The sequence below is a fragment of the Chitinophaga sp. genome (assembly GCF_039596135.1).
Taxonomy (GTDB): domain Bacteria; phylum Bacteroidota; class Bacteroidia; order Chitinophagales; family Chitinophagaceae; genus Chitinophaga.
This window is the reverse complement of sequence record NZ_JBCNKH010000004.1, coordinates 35,477-58,311: the sequence shown is the minus strand read 5'-3', so window position 1 is coordinate 58,311 and position 22,835 is coordinate 35,477. Positions and strand designations below refer to the sequence as shown.

The 22,835-nt window shown below is 45.2% G+C and carries 21 protein-coding genes; 15 read left to right on the top strand and 6 right to left on the bottom strand.

From position 1 onward, the window contains the following. The first annotated feature begins 37 nt into the window (after window positions 1-37). The 10 genes from ABDW16_RS04555 (at window position 38) to ABDW16_RS04510 (ending at window position 9,483) form a co-directional block, all read left to right on the top strand. Window positions 38-901 carry a type II CAAX endopeptidase family protein gene (locus ABDW16_RS04555; RefSeq protein ID WP_343668009.1) on the top strand — a complete coding sequence of 288 codons (864 nt, stop codon included), beginning with the start codon at window positions 38-40 and terminating at the stop codon, window positions 899-901. Between the two features lie 10 nt (window positions 902-911). Continuing rightward, complete coding sequence (locus ABDW16_RS04550) at window positions 912-1,658, top strand: patatin-like phospholipase family protein (protein WP_343668008.1); 747 nt, start codon at window positions 912-914, stop codon at window positions 1,656-1,658. A gap of 91 nt (window positions 1,659-1,749) precedes the next feature. After that, window positions 1,750-2,451, top strand: a complete 702-nt coding sequence (gene pxpB / locus ABDW16_RS04545; protein ID WP_343668006.1) for a 5-oxoprolinase subunit PxpB — start codon at window positions 1,750-1,752, stop codon at window positions 2,449-2,451. Then, window positions 2,452-3,468, top strand: coding sequence for a biotin-dependent carboxyltransferase family protein (locus tag ABDW16_RS04540; RefSeq protein WP_343668004.1), 1,017 nt, complete (start codon window positions 2,452-2,454; stop codon window positions 3,466-3,468). It begins immediately after the preceding gene. After that, the gene (gene pxpA, locus ABDW16_RS04535; protein WP_343668002.1) at window positions 3,444-4,208 is read left to right on the top strand and encodes a 5-oxoprolinase subunit PxpA; all 765 of its coding nucleotides are present in this window, start codon (window positions 3,444-3,446) and stop codon (window positions 4,206-4,208) included. Before ABDW16_RS04540 ends, pxpA begins: the two co-directional genes overlap by 25 nt. Continuing rightward, window positions 4,205-5,374: an NRAMP family divalent metal transporter gene (locus ABDW16_RS04530; protein WP_343668000.1), complete on the top strand. Its 1,170-nt coding sequence runs from the start codon at window positions 4,205-4,207 to the stop codon at window positions 5,372-5,374. Before pxpA ends, ABDW16_RS04530 begins: the two co-directional genes overlap by 4 nt. A gap of 16 nt (window positions 5,375-5,390) precedes the next feature. Continuing rightward, window positions 5,391-6,494 carry a multiheme c-type cytochrome gene (locus ABDW16_RS04525; RefSeq protein ID WP_343667999.1) on the top strand — a complete coding sequence of 368 codons (1,104 nt, stop codon included), beginning with the start codon at window positions 5,391-5,393 and terminating at the stop codon, window positions 6,492-6,494. A gap of 41 nt (window positions 6,495-6,535) precedes the next feature. Next, a complete protein-coding gene (locus ABDW16_RS04520; protein WP_343667998.1) occupies window positions 6,536-7,423 on the top strand; it encodes a metallophosphoesterase in 888 nt (295 codons plus the stop codon). 289 nt (window positions 7,424-7,712) lie between these two features. Then, on the top strand, window positions 7,713-8,606 hold the full coding sequence (locus ABDW16_RS04515; protein WP_343667997.1) for an NAD-dependent epimerase/dehydratase family protein: 894 nt from the start codon (window positions 7,713-7,715) through the stop codon (window positions 8,604-8,606). Further along, complete coding sequence (locus ABDW16_RS04510; RefSeq protein ID WP_343667995.1) at window positions 8,593-9,483, top strand: helix-turn-helix transcriptional regulator; 891 nt, start codon at window positions 8,593-8,595, stop codon at window positions 9,481-9,483. The genes ABDW16_RS04515 and ABDW16_RS04510 overlap by 14 nt, the downstream gene beginning before the upstream one ends. Here the strand turns inward: ABDW16_RS04510 and ABDW16_RS04505 are convergent. After that, window positions 9,427-9,840, bottom strand: coding sequence for a helix-turn-helix domain-containing protein (locus tag ABDW16_RS04505; RefSeq protein ID WP_343667994.1), 414 nt, complete (start codon window positions 9,838-9,840; stop codon window positions 9,427-9,429). The two genes, ABDW16_RS04510 and ABDW16_RS04505, sit on opposite strands and share 57 nt — an antisense overlap. Window positions 9,841-9,915: 75 nt before the next feature. Here ABDW16_RS04505 and ABDW16_RS04500 point away from each other — a divergent pair, with 75 nt between their 5' ends. The 3 genes from ABDW16_RS04500 (at window position 9,916) to ABDW16_RS04490 (ending at window position 12,249) form a co-directional block, all read left to right on the top strand. After that, the gene (locus tag ABDW16_RS04500; RefSeq protein ID WP_343667993.1) at window positions 9,916-10,791 is read left to right on the top strand and encodes an NAD(P)H-binding protein; all 876 of its coding nucleotides are present in this window, start codon (window positions 9,916-9,918) and stop codon (window positions 10,789-10,791) included. Between the two features lie 189 nt (window positions 10,792-10,980). After that, window positions 10,981-11,682 carry a hypothetical protein gene (locus ABDW16_RS04495; protein ID WP_343667992.1) on the top strand — a complete coding sequence of 234 codons (702 nt, stop codon included), beginning with the start codon at window positions 10,981-10,983 and terminating at the stop codon, window positions 11,680-11,682. A 159-nt stretch (window positions 11,683-11,841) separates the two neighbouring features. Then, window positions 11,842-12,249 (top strand): hypothetical protein, encoded by a 408-nt coding sequence (locus ABDW16_RS04490; RefSeq protein WP_343667991.1) that lies wholly within the window; start codon window positions 11,842-11,844, stop codon window positions 12,247-12,249. Here ABDW16_RS04490 and ABDW16_RS04485 read toward each other — a convergent pair. After that, window positions 12,246-12,836 (bottom strand): phosphatase PAP2 family protein, encoded by a 591-nt coding sequence (locus tag ABDW16_RS04485; protein ID WP_343667990.1) that lies wholly within the window; start codon window positions 12,834-12,836, stop codon window positions 12,246-12,248. The two genes, ABDW16_RS04490 and ABDW16_RS04485, sit on opposite strands and share 4 nt — an antisense overlap. A gap of 38 nt (window positions 12,837-12,874) precedes the next feature. Further along, window positions 12,875-13,897 (bottom strand): alpha/beta hydrolase, encoded by a 1,023-nt coding sequence (locus ABDW16_RS04480; RefSeq protein WP_343667989.1) that lies wholly within the window; start codon window positions 13,895-13,897, stop codon window positions 12,875-12,877. Window positions 13,898-14,104: 207 nt separating this feature from the next. Between ABDW16_RS04480 and ABDW16_RS04475 the strand changes: the two genes are divergently transcribed. Both ABDW16_RS04475 and ABDW16_RS04470 read left to right on the top strand, forming a co-directional pair. Beyond that, entirely contained in the window at window positions 14,105-16,576 is a 2,472-nt protein-coding gene (locus ABDW16_RS04475; RefSeq protein WP_343667988.1) for a TonB-dependent receptor, read from the top strand. Between the two features lie 58 nt (window positions 16,577-16,634). Further along, window positions 16,635-18,317: a CocE/NonD family hydrolase gene (locus ABDW16_RS04470; RefSeq protein WP_343667987.1), complete on the top strand. Its 1,683-nt coding sequence runs from the start codon at window positions 16,635-16,637 to the stop codon at window positions 18,315-18,317. A gap of 55 nt (window positions 18,318-18,372) precedes the next feature. Here ABDW16_RS04470 and ABDW16_RS04465 read toward each other — a convergent pair whose 3' ends face one another. From ABDW16_RS04465 to ABDW16_RS04455, 3 genes are read right to left on the bottom strand one after another with little or no spacing between them, the layout of a single operon-like run. Beyond that, a complete protein-coding gene (locus ABDW16_RS04465; protein ID WP_343667986.1) occupies window positions 18,373-19,365 on the bottom strand; it encodes a hypothetical protein in 993 nt (330 codons plus the stop codon). 51 nt (window positions 19,366-19,416) lie between these two features. Beyond that, a complete protein-coding gene (locus ABDW16_RS04460; RefSeq protein ID WP_343667985.1) occupies window positions 19,417-21,255 on the bottom strand; it encodes an arylsulfatase in 1,839 nt (612 codons plus the stop codon). A 21-nt stretch (window positions 21,256-21,276) separates the two neighbouring features. Next, a complete protein-coding gene (locus ABDW16_RS04455; protein WP_343667984.1) occupies window positions 21,277-22,830 on the bottom strand; it encodes a RagB/SusD family nutrient uptake outer membrane protein in 1,554 nt (517 codons plus the stop codon). Between the last annotated feature and the right edge of the window lie 5 nt (window positions 22,831-22,835).

Here is a 22,835-nt window from a genome sequence, read left to right as displayed (position 1 = left end):
TAGTTGGTAGTCCTAATATTTTCGGTATATTGAGTGCATGACGCAACAACAAAATCCACGCAAAACAATTGTAATCTTCCTGCTGATCACCTTTGCTATCAGTTCTATTTTTTACGCTTTCATTATTCATACCGGGAAAATCATGGGCGGCCGGGGCGTTTTCGTCACTGGTATGATGTGGAGCCCTGCATTGGCTGCATTTCTGACTTCATGGATCATCCAGAGGCCCATTGGTGCTATGGCCTGGAAGTGGGGGGAGGCCCGCTACCAGCTGTGGAGTTACCTGGTGCCACTATTATATAGCCTTGCAGGTTATTTAATTATATGGACAGCAGGCTGGGGCCGGTTTTATGACCCTGAATTTGTAGACGGCATCGCTGCTTCCTTTGGGATGGAAAAGCAGCCTAAAGGTATTGTGATAGCCCTGTATATACTTTTGACGGCGACGGTGAGCATGGTGAGAAGTGTGAGTAGTGCACTGGGAGAGGAGATAGGTTGGCGCGGATTCCTGGCGCCTGAAATGTATAAAGTGCTGGGGTTTACAAAAACCTGTCTGATAACAGGTTGCATCTGGGCGCTCTGGCATTTGCCGATCCTGCTATTTGCCGATTATAACAGTGGCACGCCTGCCTGGTATGGTTTCTCCTGTTTCTCTCTGTTGGTAATCAGTGGTAGTTTTATCTTCACCTGGTTCAGGCTCAGGTCGGGTAGTTTGTGGACGGCGGTATTATTACATGCCAGTCATAATCTCTTTATACAGGCTATTTTTACACCACTTACCCTTACATCTGATAAAACTAAGTATTACTATGATGAATTTGGGATAGTAATTCCTATCTTGAGTGTGCTGGTGGCAATTTATCTCTGGACCCGGAGAGGAGAACTACCGGCGCCAAAATAAGCACAGCTACATGAATGCATCTACACGTCCCTTTGTATTATCAGGAGGAGGGGCCAGGGGATATGCCCACCTGGGAGTACTGAAGGCTTTTGCAGAACAGCAGATTACGCCATCGGCCATTGCCGCTACGAGTGCCGGTTCTATTGCAGCCGCTTTTATCTGTGATGGGTATACGACAGATGAGGTACGGGAAATATTCCAGCATAATAAGATCGGTCTCTCTATGGAGTGGCGTAACTGGCGCACGGGTTTGCTCTCCTTAAAAACAGTGGAGAAGGTACTGACCCAAACCCTCCGCCACACAACCTTCGAAGACCTGGAAACCCCTTTGTACATAGCTGCTACCGACTTTAATAAAGGTACGCAGATGATCTTTGACAAAGGTCAGCTCGTACCCGCTATCCTGGCTGCATCATCCATTCCATTATTATTCCAGCCGGTAGTGATAGATGGTATTCCCTATGTAGATGGCGGGCTGACCGGCAATCTGCCAGCCGAACCTTTGCTGGGGAAGTATGATGATATCATTGGTGTACATGTGAACCCGCTCACAGAATACCATCCTGAGAATGGGTACCTGGCTAATATCGATCGTACCTTACACCTGGCTATTCGTGAGCCGGTGCTGAAAAATAAAGCCCGCTGCCAGTGGTTTATTGAACCGGAAGGCTTAGGGCGGTATGGGATGTTTGATTTTAAGCACTTTGAAGAGATTTATGCGATAGGACTGGAATATACACGTCAGCTTTTTTCTTAATAAAACAGGACATTCCTCCCTTCGCAACGTAGGCAATCCTAAAAATAATTCTACACTTTTTCCTCAATATCCCGTACCTTATTCCGGAATTATGAACAGCGATTATACTATCAACCCGCTTGGAGATCACTCCCTGATCATAGAATGGTCACAGGAAATCTCCCATGCAGTTCACGACAAGGTCATGAACGTGTATAATCACCTGCTCACCATGCAGCTGCCATACATTCTCGATATCATTCCTGCTTACGCTTCGCTCACCATCGTATACGACATCCTGTTAGTTCGCCGCGAACAAAACAACAATGCCTTTACTACCATTCAGTCATTGATTGCACCTGCGCTTACAGCTCCGGTCGAAATACAAAAAATAACTCCCCGCCTGCTTGAAATCCCTGTCTGCTACGACCCATCCTTCGGGCTGGATCTCAGTACCATGGCGGCTCAAAAAGGCATCAGCGAAGCAGACATCATTGACCTGCACACGTCTCAGACATACACCGTTTACATGCTGGGTTTTCTCCCGGGTTTCCCATATATGGGCAAAGTAGACGACCGCCTTGCTACACCAAGGCAAAAAAAGCCCCGCCTGCACATTCCGGCGGGCAGTGTCGGCATTGCCGGGGGGCAAACCGGCATCTACCCATTAGCATCTCCAGGGGGCTGGAACATCATTGGCCAAACACCCGTCAGAATGTTTGACCCTGCATTGGATTCCCCCTGCTATTGTCATCCCGGCGACGAGGTAAAATTCATTCCTGTATCGCTGCGTGAATTTCATAAAATGATATAAATGATACAGGTCATCCAACAGGGTTTACTGGATACAATACAGGACGGGGGCAGATATGGCTACCAGCATCTGGGCATCAATCCCGGTGGCGCCATGGACAGGGCCGCTATGTATGTGGCCAACATTCTCGTAGGCAACAATCCTGAAGCCGCCGTAATAGAGTTGCATTTTCCTGCAGCTGTATTACTGTTTGAACAGGATACCCTGATCGCCCTTTCCGGTGGCGACTTTGGCGCTATGGTCAATGAACAGCCTTTAGATATCAATCAACCCATCTGGATCTCCCAATTGTCGATACTCCGTTTTACCAGACCAGTCTCTGGCGCGCGTTGTTACATCGCTGTAAGAGGTGGTTTAGACACTGTACCCTGGCTTGGCAGCCACAGCACCCATCTCAAAGCCGGTGCCGGTGGTTTTGAAGGCAGAAAGTTGCAAAAGAACGACCGCATTCCTGTTAATCCTGTGGATGAAGAAATAGACAGGGTATTGCGTAATAAATACCTCCACGCTACCCAACAGGCCACACCATTACCGTGGCGGGCAGATGTGCGGGACCTGTATTCCGACGGTAGTGAAATCAGGGTGGTGACCAGCCTGGAATATCCTGAGCTTACACCGAGCTCGCAGTCGGTGTTCACTACCCACCACTTTACCCTGTCGGAACAGTGTGATAGAATGGGATATCGCCTCAAAGGCCCGGTACTGCAAATGATCAAAGAAGAAGAACGGCTCTCGGCCGGCATTACCAGGGGTACCGTACAGTTATTACCAGATGGCCACCTGATTATACTCATGGCCGATCACCAGACCACCGGCGGTTATCCGCGCATCGCCCACGTGGTAAGTGCCGACCTCCCCATATTAGCACAGTTACTACCGCACAGCAGGATTACCTTCCGGATTATTCCTCATGACGAAGCTGAAGAGCTACTGATCGCCGCAGAGCAACACTTGCATTTTTTACAAAATGCCTGTAACTTACGATGGCAGGAATGGCTGCAGGACAACCAAAAATAAATATGTACATCGACCTGAACTGTGATATGGGCGAAGGTATGCCAACCGACGCCTCAATAATGCCTTACATCAGCAGTGCTAATATTGCCTGCGGCTACCATGCCGGAGATAAAGGTACCATGGCACAGACGGTGGCCCTCGCCCTGAAATACCAGGTAGCGATCGGCGCTCATCCGGGTTTCAATGACAAAGCGAATTTCGGCAGAACAGAACAACAACTCTCTGACAGCGAAATTTACGACCTTATTACTGTACAGCTACATAGCTTACAGGAAGTATGCCGTTTATGGGGTACCACGGTGCAACACGTAAAACCGCATGGGGCACTTTACAATATGGCAGCCCGGGATCAACACTTATCAACCATCATCGCACAAGCCATCAGGGATACCAATCCTGCCCTTTGTTTATTCGGCCTGAGCAACAGCTGGCTCATCAAAGCTGCAGCCGCTGCCGGCCTTAAAACAGCCAGTGAAGTATTTGCAGACAGAACCTACCAGGACGATGGCTCCCTTACACCACGCAGTCAACCCAATGCCCTGATTGACAATGAAGCAGATGCCCTGAAACAGGTATTGCAAATGGTAACAAAGCAGGAGGTGACTACCGTAAATGGACATATCGTACCTCTACGTGCGGAAACCATTTGCCTGCATGGAGATGGTGCCCATGCAGTGGCTTTTGCAAAAGCAGTGCATAAGACCTTACGAGAACACCACCTAACCATACAACACACTTGAACAAACAACGTACTTCCATCCTGCTGGGTGCCGCCTTTTTGATGGCTACATCAGCAATAGGACCGGGTTTTCTGACCCAGACAACCTTCTTTACACAGCAGCATGCTGCTGCCTTTAGTTTTGCAATACTGCTATCTATATTATTGGATATTGGTGCACAGTTAAATATCTGGCGTATTCTCACAGTGAGCCGCTCCCGTGCACAGGATCTGGCAAATGCATTGTTGCCCGGGTTAGGGTATTTTCTGGCTTTGCTGGTTGTACTGGGAGGCCTGGTTTTCAACGTCGCGAATATTGGTGGTTGTGGATTGGGACTGAAGGCGCTGTTTGGATTGGACACATTGTACGGAGCTATATTGAGTGGTGCCATCTCTCTCTTTATCTTTTGGATGAAAGAAGCGGGGAATGCCATGGATAAGTTTACCCGTTATTTAGGTATACTCATGGTATTACTGACATTGTATGTAGCGGTAAGTTCTCATCCTCCTGTAGTAGAAGCATTGCGACAGAGTGTGTGGCCGGATAATATTGATACCAGATCTGTAATTACACTCGTAGGGGGTACGGTAGGCGGGTATATCAGTTTTGCAGGTGCACATCGTTTGCTGGATGCGGGAATAGGAGGGCGTGAATCTATACCGCAGGTAAACCGGAGTGCGGTGAGCGGTATTTTAATCACAGGTGTGATGCGGAGTTTGTTATTTCTCGCAGCATTAGGTGTGGTCACACATGGTTTTCAGCTGGATAGCAGTAATCCGCCGGCATCTGTATTTAAAATTGCTGCCGGTGAAATAGGCTATCGTTTCTTTGGTATGGTGATGTGGAGTGCAGCGATCACCTCCGTGGTAGGTGCAGCATATACCTCTGTTTCATTTTTAAAAACATTCCATCCTTTTATAGCAGCAAATGAAAAGTGGTTCATAACCTTTTTCATTGTATTCAGCACGGTGATCTTTGCGGCAGTAGGCAATCCTGTTCAATTGCTGATCATGGCAGGAGCGCTCAATGGATTGATATTACCTGTGGCACTGGCGGTGATGTTGGTAGCAGCTGCGAGGTTGATAGAGGGATACAAGCATCCTTTGGTATTGTCACTGGCAGGTTGGGTAGTAGTCGTGATTATGGGCTGGCTGAGTATGCTCACGCTGAAAGAATGGATCGTGTAATATACTTTTCTACGTTATGAATAAACGAATGCTGTGGGTAGCGACAGGTATCATATGCCTGATTGTGTTATTATCCCAATGTATCACACAGCCGGCTCAGGACCTGAGAGGCCCGGCGTATGCAGGTGCGAATACCTGTGTTAGTTGCCACAGGGATATTTACAATCATTATATACAAACTACCCATTTTAAAACGACCAGTACAGATGTATTGGGTAATTTTCCTTCTTCCTTCACGTATGATAATGGCGAGAAGGTTTCCATGATTATTACAGATAGTGGCAAGGTACAGGGCGGGCACCTGTTTCATTTATCAGTGGGTTCGGGGCGTCATGCACAAACCTATTTATACTGGCAAAATGAGAACTATTTTCAATTGCCGGTATCTTACTATGTAAGTGCAGGCCATTGGGCGAATAGCCCCGGTTTCCCTACGTCCCATCCTAAATTTGACAGGCAGATTCCCAGTACCTGTTTTGGCTGTCACAGTGCTGCGGTCGGTATTAAAAGTGTAACCATGGTAGGGCGTGGTTTGAATGAAACTTTTGAAAAAGGAAGGCTCATTTATGGTATAGATTGTGAACGCTGTCATGGCCCGGCAGCAGATCATGTAGCGTATCATACAGCCCATCCGGATGCAAAGAAACCCATGCACATGACAGTAGTTCGTACATTGGATAATCAGCAGCAACTGGATATGTGTGCATTGTGTCATTCCGGTTTGAAAGCACCACAAAAACCACTCTTTGAGTATAAACCCGGAGATGCCTATGGTGATTATTTCTTCCCCGATATCAGCGGCCCTTCCAGGCCGGAGCAACTGGATATACATGGTACGCAGTTCCAGTTATTTACAGCCAGTCGTTGTTTCAGGGAAAGCCGGCACATGAACTGTACGACCTGTCATGACCCACATCGGGATGAAGGAAATAAAACGGTGGCATTTTCAAAGAAATGTATGCAATGCCATCAGCAGCAACCTGCCCCGGGGTGTAAGTTTGATAAAGTGGCAGTGTTGAATTGTATTGATTGTCACATGCCAAAGTTACCTTCATCAAAGATAGTATTATCGGGTACGTATTACCTGCGCACGCATCTGATAGGAATTTATAAACAATAACTTAACACAGGGCATTCGGTTGGATCTTTAACTTTGTCCAGATGTTAAGAAGAACCTTATTCAAAAGAATGGGCGGCCTGTTACTGGCGCCCGCACTGCCATTGAAAAGTATGGCGGCTTCCGGTGCTCAACCCACGTTGCGCATTGCCCACCTCACAGATATTCATTTGAAAGATAAGTTTGATGCTCCCCGTCACCTGCAGGATTGTTTACATCATGTACAGTCGCATTCACCCAAAGTTGATTTTATACTGAATGGGGGAGACCTGGTATTTGATATGAACAAGGAAGATCTGGCTACTAACGAAGCGCAGTGGAAGCTGGTGAAGAGTGTGTTTAAATCAGCATCCGGTTTGCCGATGTATTCAGTGCTGGGGAATCATGATATCTGGTGGAAGGAGAAGAATGAAAAGGAGTATGCATTGCATCAGCTGGAACTGGCGAAGCCTTATTACAGTTTTGTAAAAGGAGGTTGGAAGTTCATTTGTCTTGACAGTGTGCATTTGGATGTTGACAATACGTGGTATATTGGAAAACTGGGGGAGGAGCAGTTTCACTGGCTGGAAAATGAATTGAACAATACGGATCGGAACATGCCTGTGTGTGTCTTGTCGCATATTCCTATACTTACGGCTACATTAATGATTGAAGATAACATCGTTAATAAATGGACGATGTTGGGAGGAGATATGCATACGGATACAGCTGCGATTATTGGTCTTTTTTACAGGTATCCTAATGTGAAGTTGTGTCTGAGTGGGCATATTCATTTAAGAGATAAGGTGGTTTATAATAATGTGACTTATATCTGTAATGGTGCGGTGAGTGGTGCGTGGTGGGAAGGGAATAGGAGGGAGACGGCGCGGGGGTATGGGTTGATAGATTTGTATGAGGATGGAACGTTTGCAGAGGAATATGTAAATTATTAAAGTAAGAAAGGAAATTATTTATTCTTCGTTGCTGCCGCAGGCTCAAACTGTCTTAGGACAAATCCGCTCGTCAGGCGTCAGCCAAAAAAAGAACCCTCTTCCTTGCTACCACAAGCTCAAACTATCTTAGCACAAATTCGCTCCTCAGGCGTCAGCCAAAAAAAAGAGCCCTCTTCCTTGCTGCCGCAGGCCAATTCCCCAATTCTGTATAAAATACCATAAATTCCGAATACCCCTCCATTTCCCCCTCCTCCTCCCACCGACCTTTACAACACAAAACCACACAAACATGAACGTCTTCATCACCGGCATCACCGGCTACATCGGCGGCACCATCGCCAACTTACTCCTAACCAAAGGTCACCAAATCACCGGCCTTGTTCGCCGCCCGGAACTCATCCCACCACTAACCGCCCTTGGCATCAAAACCATCGCCGGCAATATAGACAACACCTCCTTATTACAATCAGCCGCCGCCACTGCAGATGCCGTAATCCACACCGCCTCACACATCGATCCATATAGCATTGAAACCCTGTTAGATTCACTCAAAGGCACCGGCAAAACCTTCATCCACACCTCCGGTTCCAGCATCTTAGGCAAAAAAGAATACGGCACAGCCTCCGATTTTATCTACAGAGAAGATTATCCCATCACCCCCCGAATAGAAAGAATTGCCTGGACATCCATCAACACCCACGTATTGCAAGCCGCTGCCAGGGGAATCCGTACCATCGTCATCATCCCAACCATGGTATACGGTACAGGTACCGGCCTCCACAAAGAGAGCATTCAGCTTCCCCTGCTCTGGAAACTAGCCAAAGCAAAAGGGCACGGCATCTACGTAGAAAAAGGCGAAAGCATCTGGTCAAATGTACACGTCTCCGACCTCGCAGCATTATACCTCAAAGCATTGGAAAACGCACCTGCAGGCAGTGCATACTATGCTGAAAATGGCGAAGCCAGCTTCAAAGAAATAGCAGCTGCCATGAGCGCAAAACTAGGTGTCAATCAAACCCTCTCCCTCCCCATGAACGAGGCCATCAATATCTTTGGCCCTGACATGGCCCATTACGGCCTGGCTTCCAACAGCAGGGCTTCGTCCGAAAAAGCCCGTCAGCAGCTAGGCTGGCAACCATCAATAAATGGTATCTTTGATCATATAAAATATGAAATCCACTAAGAACAAAATACCTGTCCTGACAGGCAGAAATTTCCAGGATAAATACTTTTACCCTGCGAACTCGCGCACAGCACCCAGGCGCTTCGAAATTTACCGCAGGGAGGACGAGGAATATCGCTGTCTGCCGGTCGTTACTGCCAACAGGCTGGATTTCTACATGGTGGTGCTGGTCACAGGAGGAGAGGGAATCAAAACCTTTGGCACTAAAGAATATTACATCCGCAAAGGGATGTTATGTTTTATCCCGCCCGGTATGGTCACTAACTGGGAATCTATCGTAGATGACCACCAGGGGTATATCATGACATTTGACGAGCATATGCTGCCCAACCTGAATACCTACCCATTCTTCCAGGTAGGTGGTTGTCCGGTCATTTCACTGAACGAAGAACAACAACATTATTTCCATCATTACTTCCAGGAGATAGAAAAAGAATATCAGTCAAACGAGCTGGAATTAATAAGTGCATTTCTTACCATCATACTTAAAAAAACACAACAGTTATACACAGCCACAGAACCGATTGCCGGCAGCAATGCCGCCATTCGGCTCACGGCTGCTTTTACAGCTTTAATCGATAAAGACTTTGAACAAAAATTATCTACTTACGCGGGCTTATTGAATGTAACACAAAATCACCTGAATGATACCGTCAAAGCTGTCACTGGCAAAACGCCCGGTACACATATTCATGAAAGGATTATAAAAGAAGCAGCGCAGTTATTAGTTCATACACAGCTAACCATAGCAGAAATCTGTTACAGACTTAACTTTTCAGATCAATCCTATTTTATCCGTTTTTTTAAAAGATATACGGGCTTAACTCCGCGACAATTCCGGTTGCATACCCCCGGGAAAATCTTCCAGCTTTTTTGAAACCGGCATATTGGTTTCTTCAATCGCCCAGATTGCCATCGCGAACAAAACAGGCCGCAGTGCCATTCCTGAAGGCGTCAAACTATAATGCACCACAGGCGGAATATGCTCAGTTGCATCTCTTACAATCAAATCATCTGTTTCCAGTTGTTTTAATTGCTGAATAAGTACTTTCTCACTGATACCCGGAATATTCTTCTTCAATTCATGGTACCGTTTCTTACCAGATAACAGCTGGAAGAGAATAATAGGTTTCCAATATCCACCAATCTTTTCCATCACATAGGTGACAGGGCATTCCTGGAATACCGTCTTTTTATTTTCCTGTATAGTCGAGCTTTCTTTTACAGCAGTCATAGCTACCTACTTTAGGGTAAGTTCTTTTTTGAGCAACCTTACAAAGGTAGCTTTGTGAAAGTAAAAAATCAAAACATGAAAATTACACTCACAGGCTCATTAGGCAATATCGGAAAGCCACTTGCTACACAGCTGATCAATGCAGGTCACGAAGTAACTATCATTAGTAGCAACGGGGAAAAGAAAGCAGCTATCCAGGCAATAGGTGGCATCCCTGCTATCGGGGATTTGCATGATGTTCATTTTCTGGTCAACACATTCAAAGGTGCTGATGTAGTATATACAATGGTACCTCCTAATTTTAACGTAGCAGATTACAGGGCATACAGTGCATCGCTGGCAAAAATATTTTCAGCGGCAATTCAGGAGGCAGGGGTGACTAATATCGTAAATATCAGCAGTATGGGGGCACATTTGCCTGAAGGAACCGGGTTGACAGTGGGATCATATGAAATGGAAACAGCACTCAATAAAATTCCCGGTGTCCATATTAAACACATGCGCCTGCCATACATTTTCACAAACCTTTATGGCAATATTTCCATGATCCGCCATATGGGTTTTATGGGTGCCAATTATGACAAGGATACCCGGCTTGTAATGGTGCATCCTGAAGATGTTGCAGATGCTGTAGCCGTTGCTATCCAGGCACCATTCACCGGTAATGAAATCATTTACATCGTCAGCGATGACCGTACCACCGCCCAGGTAGCTGCTGCCATAGGCAAGGCCATCGGTCAGCCGGACCTTTCATGGGTAGCCTTCAGCGATGAGCAGGCGCTGGCAGGTATCATGCAAAGTGGTGTCAGGGAAGAAATAGCCCACCTGCTGGTAGAAGTAGGGGTGGCTGTACGTGCGGGAATCCTGTGGATGCCTTATGGGAAGAAAGCAGGCACCCGCAACCTGGAGACATTTGCTGGTGAATTCGCTACCCGTTATCAGCAAAATTAACCGTATATCTCCCTAAAGATCTCCTGATATTAACATCTTTTTATATTAAAAAAATGTATTATCTTGTAGGTCGCTATGAGATACACATTATTTATCCTTGGAATTACCTTGGGGTTTATTGCTTGTAAAAACTCAGTTGCCAGTAAACCTGAATCTGAAATTGAAACCGCTACCGAATCTGCACCCCCTATGGCAGATCCGGATTCAGTAGGTACTTATGAAGCATTGGATACAGCCCTGAGTTTTGCCGGTATATGGGTGAATGAAGGATATGTGAATGATTTGCATATCACCCAGTCGCCACGACTTTCCAGGGCGGATAGTATCAGTTGTATTGAGATTCCCGCACGCACACTGATGGTAACCCGGTACATTGGGGGCTTTCATGAAGAAGCCGGAGATATGGTTGCCGTGAAAAGCGGAGATCAATACGTTTTTACGACACCTGACCTCAGTAAAAAGAATGCTGACACGATCCGGATCTTTTCGCCTACAAGGATCAAAATCCGCGATACTTATCTCTATAAATTAGTGAAAGGAGATAGGAATAAAGCTGATTGGGGAATATTGGAAGAGTTGTTATTCAGCGGAACCTATCACCTGGAAAATGGAAAACGGGTGGTATTCGGAAATAATGATACAATAACAGGTCTGGATGATTTTATACATTACATACCGATCATCGATGATTGGTATTCCGATATCAATAATGATGTAGATTATATCGAATTCGAAACATCAGCGAATACAAAGGAAAAATATGGGTACAAATTTTTTATGGATACGTTAACGATCTATAAAACAAAATGTCTCCAGGAAAATAACAGAACGAAAGCGTGCACGTTTGAAACCTATGGTGAAAAGGTATTCACACTGATAAAAGAAAAGTAATCGCTAACAGACTCACGCATAAAAGATCGCTTTTACCGAAGGTAAAAGCGATCTTTTTTTTAAAAAGAAAATAATTTCAATCATTGATCTCAAAATTTCACATTCAAATTTTATATACTATATTTGACCCTCCAATTTTAGCATATCGAAAGGCCTAATATGAACGTGAATTATGAGACTATGAAATATACCACCCTTTTCGCATCAGCATTTATGCTAATGATGAGTTGCAGACAACAAGCCATAGATACTGCCAATAGTGACAGTACATTCTCGCTCGAATCTGCACCTCCCATTACACAGCAGGCCGATGATGCAAATGTGCTGAAAGTGTACGTCGAAAAAAACGGCACCATCTTCGCCAATGGCACTCAGGTCACGATCACCGAATTGGACAATCAATTGCAAAAATTGAAGGAAAAAAACGGCATCGTCTGGTATTCCAGAGACAACCTCTCTGACGACCCTTCCCGCGAAGCAATGGCTGCCGTCAATGAAATATTGCAATACGAATTAAGCGTGAAGTTTTACGCTGATAAAGAATTTAAAAAAGTTGCAGATTTCTAACGCATGCCCGGGCGTATAAATCCTAAGGCAAACGAAGTTCCCACACCCAGCAAGGCACCCGTTGCCACATCTGTAGGATAATGTACCCCCAGGTACATCCTGGAATATCCTATCGCCGAAGCCCATACCATGGAAGGCGCTATGATATACCATTTGGGATATGCCCTGGACAGGGCCGTAGTAGCACTGAAAGCAGAAGATGTATGACCTGAAGGAAAGGAATAAGAGGTGGGTTCGTACACTGCTTTCAGTCTTACATTACTCACAAACGGTCTTGGTCGTTTTACGATCACTTTAATCAGGCTGTTCAACAGGAAAGTAGTGGCTGTACTACTCGCAATGTACAGGGCATTCTGTTTCATGTCAGGATCGTTTTTAATTAACCCTACTGTTAATACCACCACTGGGATCCCCACATCCACATAGTCATTCATATTGGAAATAGTGTGCCACATCTTCGTCTGCCCCGGCGTACGGTGAGCTGCCAGATCTTCAAGCACGCGATCGTCAAACTGTTGTAATTTTGATTGGGCAAAAGAAACAGGGTGTAAAAAGATTAACAATGCCGGAATGATGTACCATTTCATGTGAACAAATGTACTCAATTTACACCCTTAAACCCTTTTTATTCACAATTTGCAATCCTTGGATTATCACCCGATCCACACGGAAATAAATACTTACTCTGCGCATACTTTGCCACCGGACTATCCGTTACCTCCAGCGCCGTCATTCCCTGTGGCAGACTCGCCTGTGCAGCTGAACCATTGCCCAATGCGGTGTTCTTTGCATTCGCATTTCCATTAAAACTATAATCTATCATCGCGTCCAGCAATCTATACACCACGTAATAATCATACGCATCATATGCCGTTCTTGTATTTGGTAAATCATGTGCAGCCGTATACGTATACCCATCTACCACACTTTGCTTCACTAAAATATAATCCTTCTCTGCATCTACAATATTGATATGCTTAAACATATCTATTGTCATCCTGTGATCATTGGTCACATCATCATTATACACCTCAGCTATCAATTTTGTATTGGAGGGAAAACTTTGCAATTGCGCTGCTGTAATATTATAAGAATACCACTGTGCCATGGTAAAAATAAACCGGCCATTTTCACCCCATCCATTTTCTACAAATCCTTTATATGCCAGTGCATACGATGCTCCCCCGCCAAATGAATGGCCCATAAATCCGACCTTCTTAGTATCAATAATACCCGGATAGTCATTCACCGCTTTCAGAAAACTCTGCCACAAAGTATTGTACCTTGAGTCTACCGTTACACCCGTAGTAGGATAAGGTGCAAACACCACCGCATAGCCTTTCTTTGCAATGAAATTGTACAGTCCTATATTATAAGATACTTCCTCTCCGCCATATGGATGTGAATAAAAAATAACAGGCACAGGTCCGGTTGCTTCCTTGGGGTAAAACAGCGTGACTTTCTTACCGCTATAAGTTGGACTATCAAAAGTTACACTGGCTACGGTATAACTGCCATCTGCACCGTACCCGCTGCCGGGGCGTGACACCGGGCCTGCAAGATCATCATCGGTATAGGTAACTGGGGAAGTTGTTGATTTTCTGCAGCTACAGCAGAACAATAACAGGGCGATTACGAACATTCTCATGGGAGTAAATAATTATTATACAGTAAAGAAAATAAAATTCCCATATAGAAAATTAATAATCCGGGTAAAACAGACCATTCCTATGGTGAAGCTGAAATTACCCTCCATGAAATAAATTTTTCCTTTTGCGTAAATGAAATTCCGCATTTGAATCCCTATTAGTTAGTTAAGTCGTTTCCTTTGCACCCCTAAACTATATTCTGTACAATGCTTCGGACTATTACTTATTTAATATCTGTATTGCTGTTATCAACGCTTGCAGCCCATGCGCAGCACAGTATCAGTGGTACAGTAAAAGATATCAACAACCAACCACTGGAGAAAGTCAGTATTTCACTAAAAGGCCACAAATACAGTTCTTTTTCTAATGGAAACGGGGTATTTCACATAGAAGACCTGCCAGCGGGTAAATATACCATTCATTTTTCCCACACGGGTTTCCAGGGGCAGGATGTATCCTTCAATACGGATTCTACCAGGCCAGTAGATGTCGTACTATTGCCTTCGCTGGAACAGTTGCAAACTGTAGAAATTACCGGTAGAAAAGAAATGGGATACAAAAATACCAACTCCTTTATCGGTACCAAAACTGCCACACCGTTGAAAGATGTACCGCAATCCATCGCTTATGTTACCAAAGAATTAATTCAGGATCAGGCAGCAGTGAGAATCGGTGATGTAGTAAAGAATATGAGCGGTGTGAACCAGTTTACTTTCTACGACGATCTTACCATCCGTGGGTTCCGTATCAATGGTGGTAGTACCACACAGCTGATGAATGGCATGCGTACATTCACCGGGTTCTGGAAACAACCAATGGTGAACTACCTGGAAAGGGTAGAGGTGATCAAAGGCCCTGCTTCCGCATTATTTGGAAATGCTTCACCCGGGGGCGTTATCAACCGTGTCACCAAAAAACCGTTGGATGAAGATCGTAAGTCACTCAGTTTCACCATGGGTAGTTTCAATACCACCCGGGCACTGTTAGATTTTACCGGTCCGCTCAACGAGGATAAAACTATACTATACCGCCTCAATCTTGGTTATGAAAATGCAGAATCATTCCGCGTACTGCAATTCGACAAGAACATCGTAATAGCACCATCTGTATCCTTTCTTCCGAATGAAAAGACACGCATTAACTTCGATGCAGTGTACAACAAATCCAACAGCCGCCTGGATCGTGGTCAATCCATCTTCCTGGGACAGGGCCTGTATTCAACACCGATCTCTCAGTCACTCAATGCTACGAACGACTACCTGAATGAAGAAACTTACACGGTAATGGCTTCCCTGAACCACCAGTTTAACAGCCGTCTTGCATTCAACCTGGCCTACCTGCGTACCGGTTATACCGAAGACCTGCTGGAACACAGAAGTGCCAATGCATATGCAGTAGATTCTGCCGGCAATCCTATTAGCAGCCTGGTAGCAAGACAGGTATTCGTACGTAAAAAAAATCCGGCCAGTGCCAATGCCAGCGTTTATCTCACATACGATGCTTATACCGGAAAAGTAGCGCATAAGTTGCTCGCAGGTTATGACTATTCACAAGCTACGCTTTCTCCCGGTGCATCCCAGATGACGGCTGCCAACTACCAACTGAAGAATGGTGGGGTAGCGGCATACAATCCCGCCAATGCAGCAAACTATGTATTCTATAAATATACCACAGCCACCGGCGAAGTGATCAATATTCCAAAACCCAACGTACCATCTTACAACCTCATTACCAGGCAGAATGTGCTGGAGGATATGAACAAGTATGTATACGTGGCACAAAATTCCACCGTACAACCCAGCTTTAATAGCCTCGGCGGTATGTACATCCAGGACCAGGTTAAATTTGGTGCATTACAACTATTGGTAGGTGTACGTTTTGAAACCTACACAGACAGACCCTACTATAAAACAGATTCTGTGAAGAATGTAAAACAACATGCATTCCTCCCCCGTCTCGGTCTGACTTACAGCGTAACCCGCAATATCAATATTTACGGCGTTTACACAAAGGGGTACAATCCACAGGATGCGGCTACCCAGAGCAATCCGCTCACAGGTGGTCCATTCGATCCGATCGAAAGCGAATTGGTTGAAGGTGGTTTGAAGACAGAATGGTTACAGGGTAAACTAACGGGTAACCTCTCTGTGTATCGCATCATCCAGAAGAATACATTATACCCCGCGGGCGTAGCGAACCAACCAGACCTGCTCACACAGGTAGGCAAGGAAACTGCCAAAGGTATAGAGGTGGATATCACAGGTCAGATTACCAAAGACTGGAATATAGTCGCGAACTATTCTTACAATGATGCCATCATCAGCGATGCATTGGGAACAGATAAGGCATTGATCGGCCGTCAAAAACCAAATGCACCAAAGCACCAGGGGAACCTCTGGACGAAATACACTATTCCGGCCGGTAAAGTAAAAGGATTGGGATTGGGTGTTGGTGCCAACTTTGTAACTACCCGCAATGTATCGCTCAATACAACGCAGACATTACCGGGTTATGCATTGCTGAATGCAGCCCTGTATTACAAAGTGAACAAGGTACAACTGCAACTGAACTTTAATAACCTGACGAATAAAATTTACTGGGTAGGTGGTTATGATTACCTGCGTCTTTTCCCGGGGGCGCCCAGGAACTGGCAGGCTACTATCTCCTATACATTTTAATCAATCGAAAGATTGCTTCCGGTCATGGCGGAAGCAATCTTTTGCTTATATTTAATCCATGTTCAAAGCCCTCTTAACCGCCTTCTGTTTGTTCCTTAGTCTTACGGCCTATAGCCAGCAAGGCTACATCTTCCAGGACAGCATCCTCGTTCACACCGCGGACGGTGCACAGCTCTCTCTCATGGTCATGCGAAAAGCGACCGACACTACTCCACTCCCCGTACTTCTCCAGTTCACCATCTATGTGCGTGATAAAGGGCGTGACCTACGTAGTCTGCAGGAAATAGCCGACAGGGGATACGTAGGCGTTATCGCTTACGCCAGGGGTAAAAGACTGAGCCCGGATGAAATATGGCCTTATGAGTATGAACACAACGACACCTACGAAGTCATTGACTGGATCAGCAAACAATCCTGGTGCAACGGCAGTGTTGGCATGTTCGGTGGCAGTTACAATGGTTTCAGTCAATGGGCGGCCTGCAAGCGGCTTCACCCTGCACTGAAAACCATTGTTCCCTACGTTGCCAATCGCCCGGGTATGGGATTACCTATGGAGAACAACATCTTCATCAATCCTAACTATGAATGGTCCTTTTATGTAGGCAACAACAAGTATCTCGATACTATCGCCGGCAATGATCGCAGGCGGTTTCGCAACATGATGTTTAGCTGGTGGAAAACGGGGGTAGCTTATAATAAAATGGATAGCATAGACGGTACGCCTAACCGCTGGTTTCAGCGGTGGATTGCGCATCCTGATTTTGATGCTTACTGGCAGAACATGGCGCCTTATGGCGATGATTTTAAACAGATCAACATCCCTGTTCTTGCCATAGATGGGTATTACAATGACTCTCAGAACTCAAGCCTTTATTACCTGCGGCAAATGGGGAAACAAAAGGATGTATACCTTGTAATAGGCCCTTACAGCCATTTTGGTGCACAAATAGGAGGGGATACCGTTCTCAATGGATATAAAGTGGATTCCTGTGCCATTATCAACACCAAAGCCCTCACATTTGCCTGGATGGATCATATCTTCAAAAATGGTCCTTTACCGGCCATGCTGCACGATAAAGTTAATTACGAGGTAATGGGAGCCAATCGTTGGGCAAGTGCGGGGGATTTGAGCCAACATAATCAAAGATTATATCTGAACACTATCAGTCGTGCCCTGACACCTGTGAAACCATCCCGTTTATCTTTTATCGAACAAAAGGTAGATTTTGCTAATCGCAATGAGAGCAACAATGATTATTACCCTGATCCAATTATCCGTAAAGAAATTGATACTTCTAATGGGTATGATTTCACCAGCGCACCATTCGATAAGGATTTGGTATACACCGGTTCTTTCTCTGGTGAACTCACCTTTTCCATCAATAAAAAAGATGTAGACGTAGGGGTTACTATTTACGAAATTCAACCTGATGGTACTTATTTTCATCTCTCTTACACCATCATCAGGGCTAGTTATGCAGCTGACCCCACTAAGCGCCAGTTATTGCAACCGGGTAAACTGGTGCATATTCCCCTGAATAATACGCAATTCGTAAGTAAACAACTTCACAAGGGTAGTCGTCTGCTGGTCGTTGTCAATGTGAATAAGAATCCCTTTTCACAACTCAATTATGGAACAGGGAAGGATGTAAGTGAGGAAACGATTAAGGATGCAGGCGAACCTCTGAAAATAAACTGGTACAACAGCAGTTACATCGATCTGCCGATAAACGGGATGTAGGGAGTGCTCATTGCGGATGTTTATTCCCTCCACAGGGAATAAATAATCAATCTTCTCAGGTATTATGTTTTAAAACATTTTTCAGCACCTTCAATGCGCTCTTCGTATCCTGCGATAATCCGCTGATAATCTCTCTGAATCCATACAGCAGATGATCCAGGTTATTCTTCTCACTCTTCCAGTCAATGAACCTGGCACTTTGAGGTGTTTTTGCAAAACCTTGCAGGAACTCATATGCAGGATGATTAAAAAGCGAATTAATCTGGTCCTGCAGGTCCTTTACCTGTTCTTTCAGGGTGGTATTATACAAGTGTAGTTTATCATTCGTCAGGGAATCAGGGTGTCTGTCTTCCTGCTCAATCCACTGTAGTTCCAGTTGCAACATCGTCAGCAGGTCTTCCTTTTCTTTTGCTATCACCAGCTGTTTCATTAGCTCTTCTTTCAATTGTATCCTTGCGGGGTCCTGTTCCAGATCAGGGTGAAAGAATTTAGCCAGTTGTCTGTAAAGTTGTTGAATATTCTTCCGGCGCAAGGCATCCAGCAGCCGTTCTTTTTCTTCTTTATAGCGTTCGCGTTTTGTACTACTAACCGGCGCAGGTAAAGTTTCTTCACTGGCCGCCGCTGCTCTCAGTTTAGCCAGGTACTGTTCATTCATGTCGTGGTAGGTGATCTCAGACAAGGCATTGAAGATATCGAGCAGTTCCCCCTCCGGATCTCCCTGCTGATACCTGAAGATATCCTTTAATAGCTGAAGAATCAACAATCGCAGGTCTTCTTTTTCATGGTCTGACAAACCTTTGGAGATAGTCATAAACCCATTCATCAATACCACCAGTTGCCCCCGCAGCTCAGTGAGCTGCTGTACGAAAGGATAGATATGTTTAATATAGTGCCGGCGTTGTTTATCCAGCACCACCGTTAGCTCGGCCAGCTCCTGCCGGAGACTGGCTATCTGCTGTATCAGCTTATTAAAAGTCTTTTGTTCTTTGCTAAGACTGGACTTTTTGATGCTGAGTTCCCCTGGTCGCTTATCTAATTCCTGTGACATAGGGCCAAAAATAGGAAAAGCCCGCGGAACCCGCGGGCTTTTCAGAACTATTTACTTTATCGGCCCCTGCTGATCACTCCCATTCGGATGATGTATCAACTTATTATTCCTATCATACGTATCAATAAACGGATACAACCTATTCACCGTCGCCTGTATCTCAAACAACCTCTTCAACTCCTCCAGCTTCTCCGGATACTTCTTCGCTAAATCCACCCGCTCATTAAAATCCTCCTTCAAATTATACAACGCCCACACATCATCCTCAAACCTCGTCTTCTCCAACTTCTTCCCCTCAGAAAAATTATAATCAATCCCATCCGGCCTATGCGCCGCACTAATCTTCCACCCATCATAATACAACGCCCGCGCACCAAAAATATAATAATGCTGAATCAAATGTCTTGACTTTGCCTTCGCATCATTAATAGAATATGCCAGCGAAGTCCCCTGAATAGAATCCTGCTTCACACTCCTGATATACTCCGGCTTCTTCAACCCCACCAATTCCAGCGTAGTAGGCAAAATATCTATCACATGCCCATACTGCTCACGAATTCCACCCTTCTGCTGAATCCCTTTCGGATAATAAATAATCAACGGATTATGCGTACCACCCTCTGAATGCGCATCCTGCTTCCAGTCTTTAAAAGGTGTATTCGCAGCCTGTGCCCAACCAATCGGATAATTGGTATTCGCACCCGCAGTACCAATAGAATCAATAAAAGTCAGGTTCTTCTTCAAATACTCTGCTTCAGAAGATTGTAAAGTACTATTCAAACCCGGTTTAATCACACCATCCACCGTACCTTCCTTACTCGCCCCATTATCCCCAATGATCACATAAATCAGCGTATTCTCTTCCAGTCGCTGCTCTCTCAGGTAATTCACTAATCTTCCAATCTGGTAATCAGTATAAGTCAAATATCCCGCATACACCTCAAAGAATCTTGCAAACAATTTCTTCTCATCCGCAGAAAGACTATTCCACGCCTTCACCCTTGCATTCCGATCCGGCAACTGTGCATAGTCAGGAATGATGCCCAGCTTTTTCTGCTGTGCCAGCACCCTCTCTCTATACACATCCCATCCTTCATCAAACTGCCCCTTATACTGATCACTCCAATATTTATCCACCTGGTGCGGTGCATGCGTAGCTCCCGGTGCATAATACAGGAAGAACGGTTTATCCGGCGCTACTCTATGCTGCCTGTCAATATAAGCAATCGCCTTGTCCGTAATCTGTTCATTCAGGTGTCTTCCATCTGGTTTGATATGCTCAAAATCTTCCACCAGGTCAGGCTTATACTGATCCGTAGCAGACCCAAGGAACCCAAAGAAATGCTCAAACCCTTTTCCACCCGGCCAGCGGTCAAACGGACCTGCGTCTGTCGCATCTTCATCCGGTGTCAATCCATACTTACCCACTGCAAATGTATTATACCCGTTATCTCTCAGTATCTCCGCTATCGTACCTGCAGAAGAAGGAATCCGCCCATCCCATCCCGGAAAGCCCGCAGACATTGCAATGTGCGAAAATCCGCCTTCATGCACAAAGTGACTATTCCTGCCCGTCAGCAAAGCAGAACGTGTCGGCGCACAAATTGCAGTAGTATGAAAATTCGTATACCGCAATCCATTGTTGGCTAACTGATCCAGCACCGGCGTACGAATCAACCCGCCAAAACTACTGGAAGCACCAAACCCTACATCATCCAAAAGAATCAAAACTACATTCGGAGCTCCTGCCGGCGCTTTGGTAACAGGCGCCCACCACTCCTGCGAATCAGCAAGGGTCTTACCTATCTTGCCCTTATAGGTAGTATCCTGCGCAAATAAATAGGAAGAAAAACTTCCTGCCATGAAGAATAGCAAAAATCTCTTTTTCATAATTAGAAAGAATGGATTTTATTACCACCCAGGGTTCTGTGTGAGTAATGGATTATTGTCAATTTCTGTTTGTGGAATAGGATATAAATAGTGCTTGGCCGCCACATTTGTCTTACCCACTTTCTGCAGACTGGTCAGCAAAATACCACCGCCACTGGCATCCTTCTCACGAATCAGGTCAAACCATCGCTGGTATTCATACACCAACTCTAACCTGCGTTCCAGGTACACGGAATCCCTGAACTGATCTTTTGTAAGACCTGTAGCCAGATCCGGCAGACCAGCCCTTGCACGCACCCTGTTAATAGATTTGTAAGCTTTCGCAGTAGGGCCATTCAGTTCATTTTCTGCCTCCGCATGAATAAGCAATACTTCTGCATACCTCAGAATAGTCACATTGGTAGAAGACTCACCCGCACTTGCATAATTAGGATCCCACCACTTATTATAGAAAGGCGTGGAATCATTTGGAACAGCAGTATTCGAAAGCGGCAACGCGTATTTTTTACCATTAGTAGGACTGGTAAAACTGCGTACAAATGTTACATCCCTTCTTTTATCGTCTGCCCTGAATATTTTATAAATGCTGTAATAGTTGTCATTGCCATTGGTATAATAACGTACCATATGTGCATAGTTGCCAGTCAGCCCCGGTATAGAAGAATAGATGGCTCTTTGCGTTTCATTGTTATCCTGGTTATTGGAATTGGCCAGCATCTGCGCAGAGAATACGTGCTCTATACCGTTTTCATAAGCAGGTAAAAAAACATGGGAATAATCAGAAAACAGATCATAACCATAGCTGCCCGTACCACCATCCTGCGAAGAAAGTACTTCTTCCGCCTCAGTCACCGCCTGCTGATATTTGCTGGTAATGTTCAGTGGCAGGGAAGCCTCATATAAATATACTTTGGCCAGCAATGCTTTTGCCGCCCCGGCAGTTGCCCTGCCTACATCGGGAGAAGAGTAGGAAGCAGGCAGGGAAGCCGCCGCCTCTGTCAGGTCTGCTTCAATTTTTGCATATACTGAGTCAGAAGATGTTCTGGTAGTATAATAAGCAGATGCCAGCACTTCAGACTGATAAGTCGTTACCAGCGGTACATCTCCAAACAACCGTACCAGGTTAAAATAAAACAGCGCCCGCAGGAACTTCGCCTCTCCTAAAATTCTGGCCTTCTTTGTTTCATCAGTGAAAGTAATATCCGGCACTTTTGCCAATACTACATTGGCTTTTCTGATACCAGCATAATGCTGTTGCCATAACTCATAAATACGCTGGTTGCTGGTAGAATGCGATAATACCGCCAGTGAACGTACATCTGAATTGGTAGCGCCAGGTCCCGGATCTTCATCGTCATCTGCCATATTCATACCTGTATTAAACAAAGTGTTATAAGGGCTTTGTACACTTCCTGTATTCAGGTGGTAATACACCGCATTGATAGCAGTTTCAGCATCTGATTCCGTTTCGTAAAACTGTTCTTCCGAAACAAATGATTCCGGATCTTCTTCCAGGAATTTCTTGCAGGAAGAAAACAATAAACTGGTTGCAATAAGTATATAATAGAACTTCATGATTA

Bases quoted from the DNA above. Each gene is read 5' to 3' on its own strand.
- ABDW16_RS04555 (WP_343668009.1), top strand. From the start codon at position 38: ATGACGCAACAACAAAATCCACGCAAAACAATTGTAATCTTCCTGCTG.
- ABDW16_RS04550 (WP_343668008.1), top strand. From the start codon at position 912: ATGAATGCATCTACACGTCCCTTTGTATTATCAGGAGGAGGGGCCAGG.
- pxpB (WP_343668006.1), top strand. From the start codon at position 1,750: ATGAACAGCGATTATACTATCAACCCGCTTGGAGATCACTCCCTGATC.
- ABDW16_RS04540 (WP_343668004.1), top strand. From the start codon at position 2,452: ATGATACAGGTCATCCAACAGGGTTTACTGGATACAATACAGGACGGG.
- pxpA (WP_343668002.1), top strand. From the start codon at position 3,444: ATGGCTGCAGGACAACCAAAAATAAATATGTACATCGACCTGAACTGT.
- ABDW16_RS04525 (WP_343667999.1), top strand. From the start codon at position 5,391: ATGAATAAACGAATGCTGTGGGTAGCGACAGGTATCATATGCCTGATT.
- ABDW16_RS04520 (WP_343667998.1), top strand. From the start codon at position 6,536: ATGTTAAGAAGAACCTTATTCAAAAGAATGGGCGGCCTGTTACTGGCG.
- ABDW16_RS04515 (WP_343667997.1), top strand. From the start codon at position 7,713: ATGAACGTCTTCATCACCGGCATCACCGGCTACATCGGCGGCACCATC.
- ABDW16_RS04510 (WP_343667995.1), top strand. From the start codon at position 8,593: ATGAAATCCACTAAGAACAAAATACCTGTCCTGACAGGCAGAAATTTC.
- ABDW16_RS04505 (WP_343667994.1), bottom strand. From the start codon at position 9,840: ATGACTGCTGTAAAAGAAAGCTCGACTATACAGGAAAATAAAAAGACG.
- ABDW16_RS04500 (WP_343667993.1), top strand. From the start codon at position 9,916: ATGAAAATTACACTCACAGGCTCATTAGGCAATATCGGAAAGCCACTT.
- ABDW16_RS04495 (WP_343667992.1), top strand. From the start codon at position 10,981: ATGGCAGATCCGGATTCAGTAGGTACTTATGAAGCATTGGATACAGCC.
- ABDW16_RS04490 (WP_343667991.1), top strand. From the start codon at position 11,842: ATGAACGTGAATTATGAGACTATGAAATATACCACCCTTTTCGCATCA.
- ABDW16_RS04485 (WP_343667990.1), bottom strand. From the start codon at position 12,836: ATGAAATGGTACATCATTCCGGCATTGTTAATCTTTTTACACCCTGTT.
- ABDW16_RS04480 (WP_343667989.1), bottom strand. From the start codon at position 13,897: ATGAGAATGTTCGTAATCGCCCTGTTATTGTTCTGCTGTAGCTGCAGA.
- ABDW16_RS04475 (WP_343667988.1), top strand. From the start codon at position 14,105: ATGCTTCGGACTATTACTTATTTAATATCTGTATTGCTGTTATCAACG.
- ABDW16_RS04470 (WP_343667987.1), top strand. From the start codon at position 16,635: ATGTTCAAAGCCCTCTTAACCGCCTTCTGTTTGTTCCTTAGTCTTACG.
- ABDW16_RS04465 (WP_343667986.1), bottom strand. From the start codon at position 19,365: ATGTCACAGGAATTAGATAAGCGACCAGGGGAACTCAGCATCAAAAAG.
- ABDW16_RS04460 (WP_343667985.1), bottom strand. From the start codon at position 21,255: ATGAAAAAGAGATTTTTGCTATTCTTCATGGCAGGAAGTTTTTCTTCC.
- ABDW16_RS04455 (WP_343667984.1), bottom strand. From the start codon at position 22,830: ATGAAGTTCTATTATATACTTATTGCAACCAGTTTATTGTTTTCTTCC.